Source organism: Corallococcus aberystwythensis, from assembly GCF_003612165.1.
Taxonomy (GTDB): domain Bacteria; phylum Myxococcota; class Myxococcia; order Myxococcales; family Myxococcaceae; genus Corallococcus; species Corallococcus aberystwythensis.
In genome coordinates this window covers 1-19,514 of the sequence record NZ_RAWK01000201.1, presented here as the reverse complement: position 1 = coordinate 19,514, position 19,514 = coordinate 1, and the positions used below count along the sequence as shown (strand labels likewise).

The 19,514-nt window shown below is 71.3% G+C and carries 12 protein-coding genes and 1 pseudogene; 6 read left to right on the top strand and 7 right to left on the bottom strand.

Features of this window, described 5'->3' with window-relative positions; all coding sequences use genetic code 11:
* Both D7W81_RS28450 and D7W81_RS28445 read right to left on the bottom strand, forming a co-directional pair.
* Positions 1 to 186, bottom strand: a pseudogene (locus D7W81_RS28450) (STM4013/SEN3800 family hydrolase); the annotation flags it as partial.
* 140 nt (positions 187 to 326) lie between these two features.
* On the bottom strand, positions 327 to 1,724 hold the full coding sequence (locus D7W81_RS28445; RefSeq protein ID WP_120558538.1) for a hypothetical protein: 1,398 nt from the start codon (positions 1,722 to 1,724) through the stop codon (positions 327 to 329).
* A gap of 235 nt (positions 1,725 to 1,959) precedes the next feature.
* Between D7W81_RS28445 and D7W81_RS28440 the strand changes: the two genes are divergently transcribed.
* On the top strand, positions 1,960 to 4,260 hold the full coding sequence (locus D7W81_RS28440) for a DUF8729 domain-containing protein (RefSeq protein WP_120558537.1): 2,301 nt from the start codon (positions 1,960 to 1,962) through the stop codon (positions 4,258 to 4,260).
* Positions 4,261 to 4,315: 55 nt separating this feature from the next.
* Here the strand turns inward: D7W81_RS28440 and D7W81_RS28435 are convergent, their stop codons facing one another.
* Positions 4,316 to 5,785, bottom strand: a complete 1,470-nt coding sequence (locus D7W81_RS28435; RefSeq protein WP_120558536.1) for a TraB/GumN family protein — start codon at positions 5,783 to 5,785, stop codon at positions 4,316 to 4,318.
* A 296-nt stretch (positions 5,786 to 6,081) separates the two neighbouring features.
* Between D7W81_RS28435 and D7W81_RS28430 the strand changes: the two genes are divergently transcribed.
* Positions 6,082 to 6,426: a hypothetical protein gene (locus tag D7W81_RS28430; protein ID WP_147445648.1), complete on the top strand. Its 345-nt coding sequence runs from the start codon at positions 6,082 to 6,084 to the stop codon at positions 6,424 to 6,426.
* Here the strand turns inward: D7W81_RS28430 and D7W81_RS28425 are convergent, their stop codons facing one another.
* Together D7W81_RS28425 and D7W81_RS28420 are read right to left on the bottom strand one after the other, a co-directional pair.
* A complete protein-coding gene (locus tag D7W81_RS28425; protein WP_120558534.1) occupies positions 6,427 to 7,902 on the bottom strand; it encodes a TraB/GumN family protein in 1,476 nt (491 codons plus the stop codon). It abuts the gene before it with no gap.
* 123 nt (positions 7,903 to 8,025) lie between these two features.
* Positions 8,026 to 8,520, bottom strand: coding sequence for a peroxiredoxin (locus D7W81_RS28420; protein WP_120558533.1), 495 nt, complete (start codon positions 8,518 to 8,520; stop codon positions 8,026 to 8,028).
* A gap of 112 nt (positions 8,521 to 8,632) precedes the next feature.
* On the opposite strand from D7W81_RS28420, the gene D7W81_RS28415 reads away from it, so the two are divergent.
* Both D7W81_RS28415 and D7W81_RS28410 read left to right on the top strand, forming a co-directional pair.
* Positions 8,633 to 10,432, top strand: coding sequence for a sigma 54-interacting transcriptional regulator (locus D7W81_RS28415; protein ID WP_244227485.1), 1,800 nt, complete (start codon positions 8,633 to 8,635; stop codon positions 10,430 to 10,432).
* Positions 10,429 to 13,188, top strand: coding sequence for a bifunctional serine/threonine-protein kinase/formylglycine-generating enzyme family protein (locus tag D7W81_RS28410; RefSeq protein WP_120558532.1), 2,760 nt, complete (start codon positions 10,429 to 10,431; stop codon positions 13,186 to 13,188). Before D7W81_RS28415 ends, D7W81_RS28410 begins: the two co-directional genes overlap by 4 nt.
* On the opposite strand, the gene D7W81_RS28405 is transcribed toward D7W81_RS28410, so the two are convergent.
* Both D7W81_RS28405 and D7W81_RS28400 read right to left on the bottom strand, forming a co-directional pair.
* Positions 13,189 to 14,748 (bottom strand): ADYC domain-containing protein, encoded by a 1,560-nt coding sequence (locus D7W81_RS28405; protein ID WP_147445647.1) that lies wholly within the window; start codon positions 14,746 to 14,748, stop codon positions 13,189 to 13,191.
* A gap of 38 nt (positions 14,749 to 14,786) precedes the next feature.
* Positions 14,787 to 16,373, bottom strand: coding sequence for an ADYC domain-containing protein (locus D7W81_RS28400; protein WP_147445646.1), 1,587 nt, complete (start codon positions 16,371 to 16,373; stop codon positions 14,787 to 14,789).
* Positions 16,374 to 16,670: 297 nt separating this feature from the next.
* On the opposite strand from D7W81_RS28400, the gene D7W81_RS28395 reads away from it, so the two are divergent.
* Entirely contained in the window at positions 16,671 to 18,605 is a 1,935-nt protein-coding gene (locus D7W81_RS28395) for a CocE/NonD family hydrolase (protein WP_120558529.1), read from the top strand.
* A gap of 102 nt (positions 18,606 to 18,707) precedes the next feature.
* Positions 18,708 to 19,514 (top strand): RNA 3'-terminal phosphate cyclase (locus D7W81_RS28390; RefSeq protein WP_120558528.1); only part of this gene is annotated, 807 nt, incomplete at its 3' end.

Below are 19,514 nucleotides of genomic sequence, written 5' to 3'. Positions count from 1 at the left end.
CTGGTGCGCGGCGTAGGTGAAGCTCGCCGGGCTGTGCCGCTCCTCCCACCGGCCGCCGGGCAACAGCGCGGCCAGGGTGGGGGTGCGGCCTGCCTCCAGCGCCTCACGGGCCACGTCGTAGCGCAGGGTGTCCAGCGTGAGGAGGACGAGGTCGTGCGTGCCGACGCGCGCGTCGAGGTCGTGCATGGCGGGCCGGGAGTCCTACCACGCGAGGCACCCCTCGCGCCCCTCGCGCGAAACGGCCCGCGAACCCGGGGACGGGCGCGCGGGCCGGGGAGCTGGGGCGAGACGTCGAGCGCCCCCGGTCCGGGACGGGGACGGCGGGACTACTCCAGGCTGGGCGCCGGCGCGAACGCGGGCGTGGCGGCCGGGGACGGCGGCGCGCCCTCGGTGCCCTGCAGCGGGCGGCGCGCGCCCGTGGGGTTCTGCTGATCCAACGTCGCGTTGTAGAGGCCCGTGGCGAACTGCGTCTGGCCGCCCCCGGACAGCACGCGCAGGGCCTGCTCCATGGGGCGCTGGCCGCCGGCCATGTCCGGCCCCAGGGTGCGCTCCACCATCTGGCGAGCCTGCTGCTCGGTGAGGTTCACCGAGAACGGGGCGCTGCCCGCGTCGTCGTTGCCGGTGAAGGCCGCGCGGGCCACCTGCGCGGCGGCCGGATCACTGAAGGTCAACGAGTAGGTCGTCTCCGGCGTCTGGCCCGGGCGCGCGGTGGTGGTGGCGCGCACGGAGTCGTTGATGCGCGTCTCGCCCTGACCGCCGGTGTTGTCGTTGCCCACCCGCACGTCGCGGTTCACGCGGGTGCCGTCCACGTTGCGCTCGCCCTGCTGCACGCGGTAGCCGTTCGAGTCCTGGGTGATGCGGGTGTCGTTGCCCGCGGCGGCCACCGTCCGGTCCGCCACCGTGAGCCGGCGGTTCTGGTCCAGGCTGTCCGAGGAGCGCGCGTTGGTCACGCCCGGGCCGTCCTGCCGGGGCAACTGGCCGGTGCGCAGGAAGTCCTGGTACGCCCCGCGGCCCTCGGGCGTGGTGATGTTGAAGTCCGCCGACTGGCTGCGCTCCAGCCGCTGGTCCTGCCGGGCCCCGAAGCCCCGGGCGCTGGTGGCGTCCTGCTGCCGGTCCTGGCTGGTGACGGTGGCGCGCACCGTCTCCGGCGACACGCGCTGCACCTCGTAGCGCTGCGTGTGCTGGCCTTCCAGGGACGTGCTCAGCCCCAGCGCCTGGCCCAGCCGACCCGGGCCCGCGCGCAGCCCCACGTTGCCGGCCGCCTGGCCCTGCACCTGCGCCGTGGCGCGCGTGCCCACCGGCCAGGACTCCGGGTTGGCCGGGTTGGGCATCTCCCCGTTGCGGATGGCGTCCGTGGCGCCCTGGCGCGGCACCTCCACACGCAGGCTGCCGCCCACGGAGGCGGAGCCGCCCGCCGACAGGGTGCCCGCGCGCGTGGGCACGCCGCCCGTGGGCGTGCCGGCACGGCCGCCGAGGCCCGCGTTGCCCTCCAGCACGAAGTTGTCACCCTGCGTGCTGACGCGCATGCGGCCCGTGGGCTGGAGCGACGCCAGCGGCGAAGGGGCGGGGGTGAAGGAGTCGCGCTCGCGCTCGGCGCGGACCTGGGACGTGGGCTGAGCCTCGGGCGCCTGCTGCGGGGCCGCGACGGGAGCCTGCGGCTCCACCGGCGCGGTGGGCTGACGCGGAACCGTGGAGGAGACGGGACGATTCGTGATGGAGGTCATGTGTAATGAGGTTATCGGCCTGTCCGACGGTTTGTTTCCACTCAGGGTGTAGGACTCACACTCCTGAAACCTGAGAGATTCCGGCGACTTCCACGCAGCACAAACCACCTGAGCGCACCCGGAAAGGACGCCCACGGCGCAAAAAGCACGCCCTATTGCAACTGAGTGGCAAGGACTTGAAATCCGGCAGTAATGCGTATTACAGGTTTTGCTCACTTTGAAGGGAGTGCCCGAAATGCAGAACATGCGGAAGCGGTTCTCGACGTCTCGCGGTGGCTGGCGGCCGGTGACGGCGCTGGTGCTGGGCTGCACCCTGGCGGTTCCGGCCGGAGCGTTGGCGGTGGAGCGCACTCCTTCAGCCGCGACGCGGGCCCCGGCGGCGCCGGGCGCGGCGGTGGCGACGGCGCTCCAGGCGGGGGGCACCACCCTGGCGACGGCCTCGGGCCGGGTGTTCCACCAGACGGCGCGGCCGGTCAGCGGCCTGCGCACGCTGGACGTGGTGCGGGACACGGGCGTGCAGCTGCACGTCTGGCGTGAGCGGCAGGCGGACGGCACGGAGCGGGCCTTCTCCGCGTACACGCGCGGCGGCACGGAGCTGATGGGCCGCGTGCAGCAGGAGGAGTACCTCATCCGGCTGGCGGAGGCGTCCTTCGACCCGCTGGCGCGCACCGCGCCGCTGCTGGGCAACGCGCTGGTGGCGGACCGGGACAACACGCTGTCGCTGGTGCAGTTCCACGCCACGCCGCTGCCGGAGTACCGGGAGACGATTGAGAACGCGGGCGGCAAGGTGCTGCGCTTCCTGTCGGACCACACGTACCTGGTGGAGATGCCCTCGGAGGTCCGCGCGCGCGTGGCCCAGCTTCCGGCCGTGCGCTGGGTGGGGGACTACCACCCGGAGTGGCGCGTGGAGCCGGTGCTGCGGGACGCGCTGCTCGGACGCGCGGCGGCGCTCGCGCCCCAGCGCTACTCCATCATGCTGGGGGAGCCCGGCGCGGCCCGGCAGGCCCGCGTGACGGCGCTGGTGGAGCGCCTGGGCGGCAAGGTGGACCTGGTGGAGCCGGCCGGCCTGCGCGTGGAGGCCACGCTGGATCAGGCGCAGCTGGCCCAGCTGGCGCGCGCCAACGAGGTGCAGTTCATCGACCGCTGGGGTGGCCCCGGCGAGGTGGACATGGACATCGTGCGCGAGACGGGCGGCGCCAACTACATCGGGGGGCTCAAGGGCTGGACCGGGCAGGGCGTGCGCGGTGAAATCTTCGACACCGAGCTGCGCACCACCCACCGCGAGTGGCCCACCGCGCCCATCATCCACAGCACCGGCACGTCCTCCGGTTCGCTGCACGGGACGAGCTGCTACAGCCACAACTTCGCCAGTGGCGTGGATCCGCTGGCCAAGGGCGTGCTGCCGAGCGGGCAGGGCATCTTCTTCCTCTACTCGGAGTCCACGCAGTTCGGCGGCACCAAGTCCCGCCTCGCGATGAACCAGGAGCTGCTCAACCCGAACGGCCCGTACCGCGCGGTGTTCCAGACCTCCAGCGTGGGCAGCACGTTGGGGACGGCGTACACGACCATCTCCGCGGAGGTGGACGACTACCTGTTCAAGGCGCCGCTGTTGAGCACGCAGTCGCAGAGCAACAGCGGCACGCGCAACTCCCGGCCGCAGGCGTGGGCGAAGAACATCGTCTCCGTGGGCGGCATCCGGCACTACAACACGCAGGCCCGCACGGATGACCGCTGGTCCTCGGGCGCGAGCATCGGCCCGGCGGCGGACGGCCGCATCAAGCCGGACCTGGCCTTCTATTACGACAACGTCCGGGGCGCGTCCGGCTCCACGGACAGCAGCTACACGGAGTTCAGCGGCACCAGCTCCGCCACGCCCCAGACGGCCGGCTTCTTCGGCCTCCTGCACCAGATGTGGCACGAGGGCGTGTGGGTGGGCCACGGCAAGAAGGCGGACGTCTTCACCAGCCGCCCGCAGATGGCCACCGCCAAGGCGCTGATGATCAACGGCGCGTCGAAGTACAACTGGCTCGCCGGCGGCGCCAACGCGGACATCGACCGCAACAAGCAGGGCTGGGGCACGTCCGACGTGAAGCGCCTGTATGACCGCGCCCCGAAGACGTTCGTCGTCAACGAGACGGACGTCCTCACGCCGCTCGCCACCAAGACGTACACCTTCGCCGTGACCAGCGGCGAGCCGGAGCTCAACGTCACGATGGTCTACACGGACCCCATGGGCACCGTGGGTGCGGCCCGGGCGCGCATCAATGATTTGTCCCTGCGCGTGACGGCGCCCAACGGCACCGTGTACTGGGGCAACAACGGCCTGACGGCGGGCAACGTGTCCACGTCCGGCGGCGTGTCCAACAAGGTCGACACCGTGGAGAACGTCTTCCTCGCGAACCCCGCCGCGGGCACGTGGAAGGTGGAGGTCCTGGCGGATGAGCTGGTCCAGGACGCTCGCACGGAGACGACGGCGGTGGACGCGGACTACGCCCTCGTCGTGAGCGGCGTGAACCTCAATTCGAAGGTCCCGTAGGCGTTGCCGTCCCGAGCGCGGGCTCCGGAGTGTTCCGGGGCCCGCGCTGTTCCGGTCAGTGCGCGGCGTCCGCGGGCTTCGTGGCACCCTGCTGCTGGGCCACGGGCTTCGAGGCGCGCTGGAGGACGGGCAGGGACGGGCTCAGCGTGCCCAGGTAGAGCCGGCCGTGGAAGCCCGTCTCCCCCGGCGCGTCGAAGAGGGCCACCTTGCGCGGCGAGTCCGGCTCCTGGCGCGCGTCCGCCGCCGGGTTGATGCCGTGCACGTCGCAGTCCACCTGCTGCCAGACGTTGAAGCGGCAGGCGTAGTGGGCGCCTCGCGCGAAGCCCACGTCCAGCGCCTTCACTTGCGAAGCGGGCAGGGCGGCCGCCAGCCGGTGGCCCATGGGTTCGAACTTCGAATCCCAGTTCACGCCGCCGGTGCGCACGTGCACGTCGCCCGCGAGCACCAGCATCCACGCGTCCGGGTGCTCCTGCCGGAAGGCGATGAGGTTCGCGGCCATCTCCGCCTCGCGCGCGTTGCCCGCCGCCTCCTTGGAGTCGAACGCCACCACGGACACGGAGTGGCCCTGGGCCCGCAGGCGGCGCGCGGCCTCCAGCAGGTGGATGACGCCCGCGCTGCTGCGGCCATCCTGGTCCACGCGGCGGAAGAAGGCGCTCAGCACCAAGAGCCGCTCCAGGTCCGCGTCCTTGCCGGCGCTGGTCAGGTACTCGTCCATCGCGGCCTGATCCACCGACGGCACGGACAGGGCGAGCGCCACCGGCAGCTTCTTCGCGGTGGCGTCGCAGAGCATCCGCGCGGCGGCGTCCGGCAGCTCACGCGTGCCCAGGGGGTCCGCGACCAGCACCGTGCCTCCGGCGGTGAGCAGCGGGTCCACGCCCTCCACGGGGTCACCGCAGCGGGGCGCCGCATCCGAAGTCTCCGGCGTCCAGCCCGCGACCTTCACGTCGCGCACGGGGACGGACGCCTTGCCGCCCACGAGCTCCAGCGACGGCACCATCTCCAGGCGCATGAGCAGCTTGCGTTCCTGGGGCAGGTCGCGGAAGCCGCGGCGCAGCTTGAAGCCCTCCATTTGAGGGATGCCCTCGAAGGTCTCGTGGGCGAACACCTCGCGGAAGTGGATGTACGCGTGGTCGTTCTTCTTCTGGCTGCCCGGCTCGGGCACCTGCGACATGACCGCGTCGTCCGCCTCGCGGTACTGGAGCCGGAAGATGCGCACGATGGACTGGCGCGGGCCTACCGCCTCGGGGCGCACCAGGTAGCGTTCGAAGGTGCGGTTGCCGATCACGTTCACGCCGATCTCCCAGGACTGGGAGTACAGCTCGTGCGTGGTGTTGTTCTCGAAGATGTCCAGGCGCTGCTCTTCGAGCAGGCGGCGGGCGACGAACATCGCCTCGTCCAGCGGCACCAGGTAGACGCGCTCCACGGTGGGGATGGGCTCCGTGTCCAGCGGATCCGCATCCAGCCCGCGAGAGAGGCTCGCGCACCCCGACAAGCACAGAAGTCCCAGCGTCCAGTGCCACCGCATGGTCCTGCCCCCTTTCGTGGACGGGGGCGGCCCAAGGCAAGCGCCATCCCCGGACGCCTGAGTCTAGCACTCCGGGTGAGGGAATTGCGTTCGCTGGCCGTGAAGAGAACAATCCACGCCCCGGATGTTTGCTGGAGGGAAGGAGAGCCGCGTGCCGCGACATGCGCGAAAGAGGCTGACGGGTCTGCTCCTGGGACTCGGAATGCTGGGTTCCTTGCTGTTCAGCACGGCGCCCTTCAACGCGCGCCTGGGACCCTTCTGTGGCTGACGATTCGTTGGAACAGGAGGCAGGCCTCGTGGTCGAGGCGCTCAACCTCCTGACCGTGTTGGCAGCGCCTCGTCTCTACGAGCGGTGGTGCACCCAAGCTCCGGCCGAGGAACTGCACGCCGTGCTCCAGTCTCGCATGGCCGCACTCGCGGCTTACTGTGCGAAGGCGTGGGGGAGCCCGGACGCGGACCGCTTCCGCTCAGCAGCCCCCAAGGTGCAAACGCTCGCGGAGTTCCTGGCAGCCGCGCCCCTTGGCAATCTCATGGACTCCAATTGGAACGCCCAGGCCCGTGAGTGCCTGGACGCGCTGGGGATTCCGGTGCCTCCCGGCGGATGGGAAGCCTTCGAAGGGTTGCCTGCCAGCGACGAGTGATCAGTGCTCCGCGTCCGCCGGCTTCGTTGCGCCCTGCTGCTGCTGGGCCACGGGGGGCGCGGCGCGCTGGATGACCGGCGGTGAGGCGTTGAGCGTTCCCACCCAGAGCCGGCCGTGGAAGCCCTTGTCGCTGGGCACGTCGAACATCGCCACCTTGCGCGGCGTGCCCGGTTCCTGACGCAGCTCCGGGACCGGGCTGAGCGCGAACACGTTGCAGTCCACCTGCTCCCAGACGTTGAACCGGCAGGAGAACTGCGACCCTCGCGCGAAGCCCACCTCCAGCGCCTTCACCGGCGAAGCGGGCAGGGCCTTCGTCAACCGTGAGCCCAGCGGCTCGAAGTCCTTGTTCCAGCTCACCGGCTTCGTGCGCACGTGCACGTCGCCCGCGAGCGCCAGCATCCACGTGTCCGGATTCGCCTGGCGGTACGCGATGAGGTTCTTCGCCATCTCCTCCTCACGCGCGTTGCCGGAGGCGTTGTTCGAATCGAACGCCAGCACCGTGACGGCGTGCCCCTGCGCGCGCATCCGGCGGGCCTGTTCGATGAGACGCAAGAGCGCGCCACTGCTGCGGCCGTCCTGGTACACGCGGCGCCAGAAGGAGCTGACCACCAGCAGCCGCTCCAGGTCCGGGCCGTGGCCCCCGCTGGCCAGGTAGTCGTCCAGCGCGCCCTGGTCCTCCGACGGCATGCTCAGCGCCAGCGCCACCGGCAGCTTCTTCTCCACCGCGTCGCAGAGCATCCGCGTGGCGACCTCCGGCAGCTCGCGCGTGCCCAGCGGGTCACCCACCAGCACCGTGCCTCCGGCCGTGAGCAGCGGCTCCACGCCCTGCAGCGGCTCACCGCACGTCACGGACGGCGTCTGGGTCGTGTCGTCCCCCCAGCCCTCCACCTGCACGGAGCGCACGGGCGCCGTCGTCCTGCCACCCACCAGCTCCAGCGACGGCACCATCTCCAGCCGCGCCAGCAGCTTGCGCTCCAGGGGCAGGTCGCGCGTGCCGCGCACCATCTTGAAGCCCTCCATGTCCGGCACGCCGTCGAAGGTGAAGCGCTCGAACGTCTTGCGGGCGAGGTACTTCTCCTCCTCCTCGATGCGCTCGTTGAGCCACTTGGGCTTCACCTCGATGACCGTGTCCTGCTCGCGGTAGCGCAGGCGGAAGACGCGGATGACGGACTGCCGCGGGCCCACCGCCGCGCCCTTCACGAAGTAGCGCTCGAAGGTGCGGTTGCCCGGACGGTTCATCCCGGGCTCGTGCGCGGACGTGTAGAGCTCGTGCTGCTCCGCGCGCTCGAAGACGTCGTAGCGCTGCGACTCGAAGACGCGCCGCATGGTGAAGAGGGCCTCGTCCAGCGGCACGAGGTACACCGTCTCCTCCGTGGGGATCTCCTCATCCCCCAGGTCCTCGGCATGGAGGTCCTTCGTCAGGCTCGCGCAGCCACCGACGCACAACGACAGTCCCAGCAACCAGTGAAACCGCATGGCATGACCTCCGGCCCACCCGATGTGTCCCGATGTTGCTCGCGACGGGGGTGCGACGTCCTGGCTCCCTCCGCCCGGACGTCGTGAATCAGTCTACCGGGAAACGCGGGGCAAACGCGTCTGTCAGGCAGGACGGGTGGGAGCGGCTCCCTGGCCCGTGAGCGACCGGACAACATCCAGCGCGACCTCGGCGTGCTTCTTCACCTGCACCTGCGAGTCGAACGCGTAGCGGATGGTGCCGCCCTTGTCCGTGACGAACGTCACCCGCCCGGGCAGGAGCCCCAGGAAGTTGGTGCCCACCCCGAAGGCCTTGCGCGCCGCGCCATCCGGGTCGCTGAGGAGGCGGAAGGGGAGGCGGTGCTTGGCGATGAACTTCTCGTGGGACTCCGCGGAGTCGCTGCTGATGCCCACCACGTCCGCGCCCGCGTCCGTGAAGTCCTGGTACTGGTCCCTCAGGGTGCAGGCCTGGACCGTACATCCCGGGGAGTCGTCCCGAGGGTAGAAGTAGATGACCAGCGCCTTGTCGCCCAGCAGGTCACGCAGGCGCACCGGCGCGCCGCCCGGCCCCTGCAGTGTGACATCCGGAACCGCGTCCCCTTCTTTCAGCATCTTGGCCATGAAAGTCCCTCTCCTCCGGTGTGGGAGCATGGACCGCGTATGGCCTGACCCGCAAATCAATCGGGACTGACGGGTTGCCCGGAATTCAAGGGCCTGGGCATTCTTTCAGGGAATGCAGTCACGCGACCTGATGGACACCGAGGACTCCCGCAGGGGGGCCTCCCGCGCCGCCGCGGCGGACCGGCTGTACCTGCTGCTCCTGCAAGGGAACACCTCCACGCTGGTGCCGCTGCCCCGGGAGGGGTCGGTGGTGATTGGCCGCGCGGTGGGGGCGGACGTGGTGGTGGAGGACGCGTCGGTGAGCCGCCAGCACGCGAAGGTGGGCGTGGCGGAGGGCGAGGCGTTCATCGCGGACCTGGGCAGCCACAACGGCGTGCGGGTCAACGGCGAGCGGGTACAGGGCACCCGGCCCCTGGACGGCGGCGACGTGGTGACGCTGGGCAACGTGACGCTGGTGTTCCACCGGGGCGAGCGGCCCCTGCCGGAGCGGCGGGCGCTGGAGGCCGAGGGGCTGCGCGCGCGGCTCTCCGAGGAGCTGGACCGGGTGCACAGCTCGGGCCTGGCGGTGAGCGTGGTCGCGCTGGAGGTGGAGTCCGCGCGGGTGCCGCAGGTGGAAGTGGTGCGGGCGCTGCACGGCGCGCTGCGGTTGATGGACGGGGTGGGGCAGGTGGGCGGCACGCTGATGGTGCTCTTGCCGGACCTGTCCGGCGAGGAGGCGGAAGCGGCGGCGGCGCACCTGGTGTCGGTGCTCACGCCGCTGGCCGGGCGCGTGCGGGCGGGGCTGGCGACAGCGCCAGGGGACGGGATGCAGGGGGACGCGCTCCTGGGCGCGGCGAAGGCGGCGGCGCTGGCGGCGGCACCGGGAGAGACGCGGGTCAGCGGCCCGTCCATGTACCGGCTGGCGCTGGGCGAGCGGTCCGTGGTGGTGGCGGACGCGGCGCTGATGCGGCTGTTCGAGCTGCTGCGCCGGCTGGCGGCGAGCCCGCTGCCAGTGCTCATCCATGGCGAGACGGGGGCGGGGAAGGAGAACGCGGCGTGGGCGGTGCATCACTGGTCGCCGCGCTCGGCGCAACCGTTCGTGCCGCTCAACTGCGCGGCGCTGCCGGAGAGCCTGGTGGAAGGGGAGCTGTTCGGCCACGAGCGGGGCGCGTTCTCCGGCGCGGACCGCGCGCGGGCGGGACTGCTGGAGCGGGCCAGTGGCGGCACGCTGTTCCTGGACGAGGTGGCGGAGCTGTCGCTGCCCATCCAGGCCAAGCTGCTGCGCGCGTTGGATCAGCAGGTCATCACCCGGCTGGGAGATTCCCGCGAGCGGCCCGTGGACCTGCGCGTGGTGGCGGCCACGCACCGGGTGCTGGCGGATGAAGTGAAGGCCGGGCGGTTCCGGCAGGACCTGTTCTTCCGCCTGTCCGCGGCGGTGGTGATGTTACCGCCGCTGCGAGACAGGCCCCGGGAGCTGCCGCTGCTGGCGCGGGCGTTCCTGGAGGATGCGTGCGCGAGGGCAGGGCGTCCGCCGCTGCACCTGTCCGCCGCGACCATGGAGGTGCTGGGTGCGCACGCGTGGCCGGGCAACGTGCGCGAGCTGAAGAACACGGTGGAGTACGCGGTGGCCACGTCACCGGGACCGGTGGTGGAGCCGTCTCACCTGCCAGAGTCGCTGCGGGCCGGCTCTCCCCCCGAGCCGGAAGCCGTGCGCGCGGAGGGGGGCGGCACGGAGGCGCCGAGGACCTTCCAGAACCTGGCGGAGGAGCTGCGGACGCTGGAGCGGCAGCGGATGGTGGAGGCGCTGGAGGCGACGGGCGGGGTGCAGACGCGGGCGGCGCAGCTCATCGGGATGCCGCTGCGCACGTTCGCGTTCAAGCTGAAGCAGCACCGCATCGCGCCCTCGCGAGGCCGGGGCGCGGCGGGTGAATGAGGAGCGAGCCGCTTCCAGTCTGGCAACCGCCCGCGACGTTCGGGGAGTACCGCCTGTTGCAGCCGCTGGGGCGGGGCGCGATGGGGGAGGTGTACCTCGCGCACGACACGGTGCTGGACCGGCTGGTGGCGGTGAAGTTCATCGCGGGCGTCGCGCCGGATGAAGTGCAGCGCGAGCGCTTCCGCACGGAGGCGCGTGCCATTGCGCGGGTGCAGCATCCGAACGTGGTGGGCATCCACCGCGTGGGCGAGGTGAAGGACCGGCCCTATCTCGTCTCGGAGTTCTTGAGAGGGGACAGCCTGGACCGGCTGGCCCGGCCGGTGCCGTGGACGCGGGTGCTGGAGATTGGCATCGGACTGGCGAAGGGGCTGGCGGCGGCGCACCGGCAGGGCGTGCTGCACCGAGACCTCAAGCCCGCGAACGCGCTGCTGACGGAGGACGGGCAGGTGAAGCTGCTCGACTTCGGGGTGGCGAAGCTGCTGGACGTGGCGATGGCACCCGTCGGGCCCGCGCGGCTTCCAGAGGGACCAGGAGCCGTGCCTGGAGAGGGCGCCGCGACCGTGGATGTGCCGGCCGTGGAGGATGCCCGGAGGACCGCGACCGTCGACGTGCCGAGGCTGGAGGCCGCGCACTGTCCGCACGGCGATGCGGCGTGGCGGCTCCCTTCGCCCACGGGCCGCCCGGACACGGATCATCCCGCGAACGAGCCACGCGCGGCGGACCTCGCGATCGCGGGTGCATCGCAAGGGACCGTGAGCACGGACCGCTCCGGCGCTGACAGCTCCATGCGTTCCGTGGGCCTCGCGCAGCGGACCGCGACGTCGACGCCGCTTCCGCCAGAGCGGCTCATCGGTCCCGCCGACCTGCTGTCCACGGGCCGCATCGGGACACCGCTCTACATGGCGCCCGAGGTCTGGCGGGGTGAACCCGCCACGGTCCGCAGCGATCTCTTCTCCCTGGGCGTGCTCCTCTACGAGCTGTGCGGAGGCCCCACGCCCGGACCGCTCGCGGAGGCCCCGCGGAGGCCCCGGACCTTCGAACCGCTGGACGTCGCGGTCCCCGGCGTCGACGCCGCCTTCGCCGCGATCCTCTCGCGCTGCCTCGCGCATGATCCGTTCGCGCGCTTCGAATCCGCGGACGCCTTGCGTGAAGCGCTGGAGTCCATCGCCTCGCGCGGCGCACCTCCGGTCATCGCGCCACCGCGCCCACGCTGGCTCCGCGTCACTCGCGTGCTCGCGCTCCCGGGGCTCGCGGTGGTCATTCTTCTCGGCGGCGACTGGTGGGGCGACCGCTCCCGGCGCATGGATGCGGAACAGGCCCTGGCCTCCGCGGCCCCTCTTCTCAAAGAAGGCCGCACCCTGGGCGCCCGCATCGAAGCCCTCCGCACGGAGGCCTTCACCGCGTTCGACACCGACCGCTCCGCCGAAGCGGAGGCCGCCTGGGCCCAGGCGCTGGAGCTCGGCGCGAAACAGGCCCGCCGCTACGAGGACGCCAGCACGATCCTGGAAGCCGCGCGGACGCGCGTGGGCCGGGGCACCAACCCCGCCCTGGATCAACGCGTCGCGGAAGTCCTGCTCCAGCGGATCCTCGTCGCGGAGCGCGACCGTGAAGCCGGCGTCCAGACCACGCTGACCCAGCACCTGGAGGAACTGGACACCCGTGCCGAGACAAGCCGGAAGCTGACCGCTCCCGTCCGGATGGAGCTGGACAGCGATCCCCCCGGCGCCGTCATCCAGGTCGAGTCCTTCCAGTCCCAACCCGGCGGCCCTCCGCGCTGGTCCGAGCCCAGGGCCTTCGACAAGACGCCCATGACCTCCGGCCTCACGCTGGATCCCGGCTCGCACCGGCTGACGTTCACGCTCCCGGGCCGGCCGCCCGTCCGCTATCCGGTGTTGCTCACGCGCGGAGAGACGTTCCAGGCGAAGGTCCCCATCCCCGAGCGCGTCCCGGACGGCTACGTCTACGTGCCCCCCGGCCGCTTCCTCTACGGCAGCGGTGACGACGAGACCATCCGCCGCACCGTCGTGCGCACGCGCCCGCTGCACCGGCTCACCACCGGTGCCTTCCTCATCGCGCGGCACGAAGTCACCTACGCGGACTGGCTCACGTGGCTGCGCGAGCTGCCCGCCTCCGAGCGCGCCGCGCGCAGGCCCCGGGGCACCAACTACTTCGGCACCATCGAGCTGCGCCCGGCCACGGACGGCACCTGGACGTTCCACCTGGACCACGAAGGCGTCACGTACCAGGCGAGGGAAGGGGAGCCGCTGCGCTACCAGGACCGCGCCCTGCGCGCCGAACAGGACTGGCGCCGCTTCCCCGTGTCCGGCATCTCCTGGGAGGACGCCCGCGCGTATACGGCATGGCTGGATGACACCGGACGGCTGCCCCACGCGCGCCTGTGCTCCGAGCGCGAATGGGAACGCGCGGCCCGGGGCGCGGACGGCCGCGACTATCCGCACGGCCCGGTGCTCGCTCCGGACGACGCCAACTTCGACGCCACCTACGGCCGCAAGCCCCGCGCCTTCGGGCCGGACGCGGTGGGCTCGCATCCCGCGTCCGACAGCCCCTTCGGCGTGGCGGACCTGTCCGGCAACGTGTGGGAGTGGCTGGTCACGGACACGAACGGCACCCCCGCGTACGGCGGCGGGTCGTTCTACCAGGACGCGCTCACCGCCCGGGCCCTCAACCACGGCGACGGCGAACCGCGCACACGCTTCCCCTTCATCGGGATGCGCGTGTGCGCGTCCGTCCCGTGATCAGAGGTCGCGCCCCGGCAGCTGTCCCACCGCGGGCAGGTAGCCCAGGTCGCGCACGAACGTGAAGCCGCCCGGGTTGAGGGTCGCCGTGGCGAAGACGTTCAGCGTCGGGTGCCTCCACAGCTTCAGCGGCCGCCGCTGTCCTTCACGGGCCGGATCAACGGAGCTGTAGATGTAGCCCTCCACGGCCCCATCTCCCGCGAGCGGCCTGCGCGAATAGCCCGCGGCCAGTTCGCAGTCCAGCCGGTCCGTCAGCAGCATGCGCCCGGTGGATGTCCCGCAGCGGTACAGCGGTTTGATGAACGGCTTCATCCGCTCCATCACTTCGTTGGGCAGCGTCGGGGACAGGATGGGCCCTTCGACCCGCAGCGGCTCGAAGCCGGTGGGCGCCGCGCTCCCCAGGCCCTGCATGGCCAGGACGAAGGCCCCCGGGAGCGCGCCTCCCGCGGATTCACCCGGGATGCCCTCGACGGCGGTCGTCGTCACGTAGTCCGTGGTGCCCTTCTTGAACAGCACCAGCGCGCGGTCGATGAAGAGCGAATAGGACACCAGCATCCGCTGCGCCGTCCCGTGGAAGTCCACCTCCTCACAGCCGATCTTGGGCACCGGAATCTTGAGTGCCTGGTCCACGCAGGTGGCGTCCGAGACCAGCGTGTCCCAGCGCTTCTTGCCCAGGCACAACGGCCGCGCCAGGCCACAGGAGTCCATCGTCCACACCGCCTCCAGCGCGTAGCCGTCCGGAACGAGCGTCGCCGGCAGGTGGCCGTCCTGGCTCAGGACGGCCGCGTGCTCCGGCCCCATGAAGGCCAGCGGCGTCCCATCCAGCGTGTTGCTGCGGCCCTCGCCGCAGTAGTCCGCCACCGCCATGCGCGTGCACAACTGGTGGTACTCACGCGCGACGGCGTCCGGGTACTCCGCGGCCCAGGGCGGATAGCCCCAGTCGATGCACTTCGCGATGACACCGCCTCCCACGAAGAACGGCTTGCCGGTGGTGCTCTCGTTCTTCGGCGCGCAGGCGAAGGTGAAGTGCTTCGGGTTCTCCAACAGGTCCCCGGACGTGGACCACGCGTGCGGCACCGCGAGCGCGTAGCCGCTGCCGGTGGGGCACAGCGGCGTCGCGGTCTTGTCATCCGTGAAGGCCTGGACGCGGTACTCCCAGCGCGCCTTGCCGGCACTCACGCTGGCGGCGTCGCACGCGGACGTCGGGGGCGTGATGTCCACGTGACAGCGGACCTCCGCGATGACGAGCTTCACCGTGCGGCCCTCGAACGGCGCGCGGAACACGGCATCCTTGAGCGTGGGCCCCTCCAGCACCCGCCTCACCGGCATGGGAAATCCCTCCACGGCGCAGCTCTGGGTCACCCGCAGCCGTCCTCCCTCGACCGACGCCGTCGGCGTCCCACAGGAGGGATCCCCGTCGGCGTCAGGCACCTCCACCGACCGCAGCGGCACGTTGATGAATTCGAAGCGCCCGGACCCGTGCAGCTGCGTGCCCTGCGCGCTGTTCGTCGGAGGAGGCTCCGCGCCCGCGACCGCGCCTCCCAGGCACAATGCCCCCAACAGTCCCCGCGCCCATGAAGCGGAAGTCCCCATGGCGCTCACAGGTCACGTCCCGGCAGCTGTCCCACCGCCGGCAGGTAGCCCAGGTCCTTGACGAACCAGAACCCGGCCGGAGCCTGCGTGGACGTGGCGTAGACGCCCGGCATCGTCAGGGACCGCCACAGCTTCAGCGGGCGGCGCTGGCCCGTGCTGGTGACGTCCACGGAGCTGTAGACGTAGCCTTCAATGGCCTGGTCCCCCTTGATCACCTTGAGGAAGAAGCCGGGGATGCCGTCGCACGTCGACGTGTCCGTGAGCATGTGGCGCCCGCTGCTGTTCACGCACCGGTACAGCGGCTTGATGAGGTTGCCCATGCGCGACTGGATGTCGGCGGGCAGCTTCGGGGAGAGGATGGGCCCCTCCTTGCGCTGCGCCGTGTACGGCGTCGCGTCCGGCAGCCCGTCCGCGTTGTGGTCCACGAAGATCCCGGTCACGTTGCCGCCGCCCTCGAGGATGTCCGGGTTCACCGTCACCGCAGCGGTCGTCACGTAGCCATTGCCCGCGTCCTTGAACAACATCAGCGGCCGGTCGATGAAGACCGAATAGGACACGAGCAGCTTCGAGTTGACCAGGGACGCCAGATTCAGCGACTCGCAGGGCCGCGTCGCGCGCGGAGCGATGAAGAGCGACTTGTTCACGCATGTGGCCTCCAGGGGCAGCGTGTCCCAGCGCTTCTTGCCCAGGCACAGCGGACGCACGTCGCCGCAGCCATTCACCTGCCACACGGCCTCCAGCGAATACCCGTCCACGGTCGCCGGCAGCGCCCCGCCATCCAGCTGGACGGCATCCTTCGCGCCCATGAACTTCAGCGGCGTCCCGTCCAGCGTGTTGCTCCGGCCCTCGCCGCAGTAGTCCGCCATGGCCATGCGCGTGCACAGCTGGTGGTACTCCATCGCCACGGTCGCCGGGTAGCTCGTCGCCCAGGGCGGATAGCCCCAGTCGATGCACTTGGCGACGACGCCGCCGCCCACGAAGAACGGCTGGGTCGCGGTGCCCTCGTTCTTCGCCGCGCAGGCGAAGGTGAAGTACTCGGGGTTCGGAATCAGCTCACCGCCGGTGGACCACGCATGCGGCGCCGCCAGCGCGAAGCCGCTGCCCGTGGGGCACAGCGGCTGGGGCTGGGCGTCCTCCGTGGACGCCGTCACGCGGTACTCCCAGAACGCCTTGCCGTTCGTCAGGTTCTGCGCGGTACACGGAACCGCGGGCCCCGTGATGCCGACGTGGCACCGGACCTCCTCGATGGTGAGCTTCACCGAGCGCCCCTCGAACGGCGCGCGGAAGACCGCGCCCACGAGGTCTGCCCCTTCCAGGAACCACACCGGAGGGTTGGCGCCCGCGCAGGACTGGATGCCCACCAGCCGCCCGCCCGCCATCATCATCGCGGACGTCGTGCACGCCGGCCCCGCGGACACGGTGCCGGGCTCGATGGAGCCCAGCGGGATGTTCACGGTCTCGAAGCGCTCCGAGCCGTGCAGCCGCGCTCCCTGCGCGCTGTTCACCGGAGGCGGATCCGCCTCGGCGCCGAGGGCCGTCAGCAGCCCCACCGCCAGGCACCACCGCGTCCATGTCCTGTTGCTTGCCTTCATGTGTCCGTCTCCCGCAGGCCTTCGAATTCGTGGGCGCGCACTGCCGCGTCCCTTCAGCCAAAGGAACGAAGGGCGCGGCTCTTATTGACAACGCGCGTCTGTTTTGGAGCGAGTGCGCAAACCTTGCCGTGGATGCAATGGCTGCACGCCCACGCATGCGAGGAGCGTGTGCAAACCTTGCATGCTCCGAGCGCGGCGCGATGCGGCGGGCGTTCCAGCTTCCTTGCCCCGGCGGCATCGCCCAAGATGCATTTCCTTCGAATTTCCCCCGCATTTTCCAAGCAAGAGGAGGGGAGCATGTCCTTCCACCGCCGTAGCCTCGTGGCCGCGCTCGCGCTGTTCTCCCTGGCCGGTCCCGCGCTCGCGCAGGCCCCCGCCGCGCCGCCCAAGCCCCCGGCGGATCCAGACGCTGAACGCGTCGCGTCCATCCGGGCGCGCTACACGAAGTACGAGGTGCGCATCCCCATGCGCGACGGCGTGAAGCTCTTCACGACGTTCTACGTGCCCAACGACGCGAGCCCCCAGAAGCGCTACCCCGTGCTGCTCATGCGCACGCCGTACTCGGTGGGCCCCTATGGCGCCGGCCGCTATCCGCGCAGCCTGGGCACCGCCGCCTTCGAGAAGGACGGCTTCATCTTCGCCTACCAGGACGTGCGCGGCCGCTACCTGTCCGAGGGCGAGTTCGTCAACGTCCGCCCCCACCGCGGCGCCAAGCGCGGCAAGGAGGTGGATGAGAGCAGCGACACGTACGACACCATCGAGTGGCTGGTGAAGCGCGTGCCCCACAACAACGGCAAGGTGGGCATGTGGGGCATCTCCTATCCGGGCTACTACGCGTCCGCGGGCGCCATCGACTCGCACCCCGCGCTCAAGGCGGTGTCACCGCAGGCGCCCATCGCGGACTGGTTCTGGGACGACATGCACCGGCATGGCGCCCTCAACCTGCAGCTGGCGTTCAGCTTCTTCTCCGGCTTCGGCAAGCCCCGCCCCGCGCCCACCGACGACACGGAGTGGAAGCCCTTCGACTTCGGCACCCCGGACGCCTACCAGTTCTTCCTGGACCTGGGCCCGGTGTCCAACGCGGAGGCGAAGCACTTCCACGGTGACATCGCGTTCTGGAAGGACATCGTCGCGCACCCCAACTACGACGCCTTCTGGCAGTCACGGAACCTGCTGCCGCACCTGAAGAACATCAAGGCGGCGGTGATGGTGGTGGGCGGCTGGTACGACACGGAGGACCTCTACGGGCCGCTGCGCACGTACGCCGCCATCGAGAAGCAGAACCCCGGCATCGCCAACACGCTGGTGATGGGCCCCTGGCCGCATGGCGGCTGGATGCGCGGGGACGGCACGTCGCTGGGGGACGCGGAGTTCGGCTTCCCCACCAGCGTCACGTACCAGGACCTGGTGCTGGCCTTCTTCAAGCAGCACCTGAAGGGCGGCCCGGACGCGGCCGTGCCGGAGGCGCTCGTCTTCGAGGGCGGCGCCAACCGCTGGCGCCAGCTGGACGCCTGGCCGCCCAAGGGCACGAAGGAGACGCGCCTGTACTTCCAGCCGCAGGGCGCGCTGACGTTCCAGGCGCCCAAGGCGGCGCAGGCTTCCTTCGACGAATACGTGAGCGACCCGGCGAAGCCCGTGCCGTACACGCAGGACCTGAGCCCCGGCTGGTCCAAGACGTACATGACGGAGGACCAGCGCTTCGCCTCGCGGCGGCCGGACGTGCTCACGTACCAGACGGAGCCGCTGACCCAGGACCTCACGCTCGCGGGCCCGCTGGAGGCGGAGCTGTGGGTGTCCACCACCGGCAGTGACGCGGACTGGGTGGTGAAGCTGGTGGACGTGAACCCCGGGAAGCTGCCCGGCTGGACCAAGGAGCAGGAGCACTCCGGCGAGCGCAACCGGGGCTCGCAGCAGACGCTGGTGCGCGGGGAGCCGTTCCGCGGCCGCTTCCGCGACAGCTATTCCCAGCCCAAGCCCTTCACGCCCAACGAGGTGACGAAGGTGAAGTTCGTCATCAACGACGTGTTCCACACCTTCCAGCGCGGCCACCGGGTGATGGTGCAGGTGCAGTCCAGCTGGTTCCCGTTCATCGACCGCAACCCGCAGACCTTCGTGCCCAGCATCTACGAAGCGAAGCCGGCGGACTTCGTGCGCGCGATGCACCGGCTGCACCACACGGCGGCCCAGCCCAGTGCGTTGAAGGTGAACGTCCTGCCGGGTTTGGACGAGTAGTTCACCCGTCCCGTTGCGCGCGGTCTGCTAGGCTGCGCGCCCGCCACCCGCGCGAGGCCCCTTGCCGGGCCGCGCGCCACGCCACGCCATGACGGGAGGGACATGACCGGTCACGACCGGCCCGACGCCGGTCGGGTGCTGCTCGACGGAAGCCTGGGGGAGGGGGGCGGCCACGTCCTCCGCCTGGCGTTGTCCCTGTCGCTCATCACCGGCCGTCCCTTCCAGCTCGCCGGGCTGCGCGAGCACCGGGAGCCCGCGGGCCTCCGCCCCCAGCACCTGGCCTACGTGCGCGGCGCGGAGGCGCTCTGCGGCGGCACCAGCGAGGGCGCCGTCGTGGGCGCCACGGAGCTGCGCTTCACCCCCGGCCCGGTGCGCGCGGGGGACTACCTGCTGGAGGCGGGCGCGTCCGGCAGCACGCCCCGGCTCTTCCAGTGCCTGGTGTATCCGCTGGCGCTCGCGGGCGGCGGACGGCTCACGCTGCGCGGCGGCACGCACCTGAGGGGCGGGCCCAGCTTCCACGCGCTCGTCGGCGCATGGCTGCCGGTGGCTCGCGCGTACGGACTGCCCGTGCAGCTGACGCTCACCCACGCGGGCTTCCACCCGGAGGGCGCGGGCGAGTTCACCGCGGAGGTGGGCGCCCCGGCCGAACCGCCCGTGCGCGTGGATCTGCCCGCGCGGGGCGTGCTGCGCGAGGTGCGGGTGATGTCCTTCGTGGGCGGGCTGCCCTTCGCGGTGGCGGAGCGTCAGTCCCGCGCCGCGGTGGCCGCGCTGCGCGAGCGGGGCATCCTGGCGGAGGCCGACAACCGGCCGCTGGCGGTGACGCGCTCGCAGGGCTCCGCGACCTTCGTGCTGGCGCAGTTCGAGCACACCGTGGCGGCCTTCACGTCGCTGGGGGAGCGGGGCCTGGAC

Bases quoted from the DNA above. Each gene is read 5' to 3' on its own strand.
- D7W81_RS28445 (WP_120558538.1), bottom strand. From the start codon at position 1,724: ATGACCTCCATCACGAATCGTCCCGTCTCCTCCACGGTTCCGCGTCAG.
- D7W81_RS28440 (WP_120558537.1), top strand. From the start codon at position 1,960: ATGCAGAACATGCGGAAGCGGTTCTCGACGTCTCGCGGTGGCTGGCGG.
- D7W81_RS28435 (WP_120558536.1), bottom strand. From the start codon at position 5,785: ATGCGGTGGCACTGGACGCTGGGACTTCTGTGCTTGTCGGGGTGCGCG.
- D7W81_RS28425 (WP_120558534.1), bottom strand. From the start codon at position 7,902: ATGCGGTTTCACTGGTTGCTGGGACTGTCGTTGTGCGTCGGTGGCTGC.
- D7W81_RS28420 (WP_120558533.1), bottom strand. From the start codon at position 8,520: ATGGCCAAGATGCTGAAAGAAGGGGACGCGGTTCCGGATGTCACACTG.
- D7W81_RS28415 (WP_244227485.1), top strand. From the start codon at position 8,633: ATGCAGTCACGCGACCTGATGGACACCGAGGACTCCCGCAGGGGGGCC.
- D7W81_RS28410 (WP_120558532.1), top strand. From the start codon at position 10,429: ATGAGGAGCGAGCCGCTTCCAGTCTGGCAACCGCCCGCGACGTTCGGG.
- D7W81_RS28400 (WP_147445646.1), bottom strand. From the start codon at position 16,373: ATGAAGGCAAGCAACAGGACATGGACGCGGTGGTGCCTGGCGGTGGGG.
- D7W81_RS28395 (WP_120558529.1), top strand. From the start codon at position 16,671: ATGTCCTTCCACCGCCGTAGCCTCGTGGCCGCGCTCGCGCTGTTCTCC.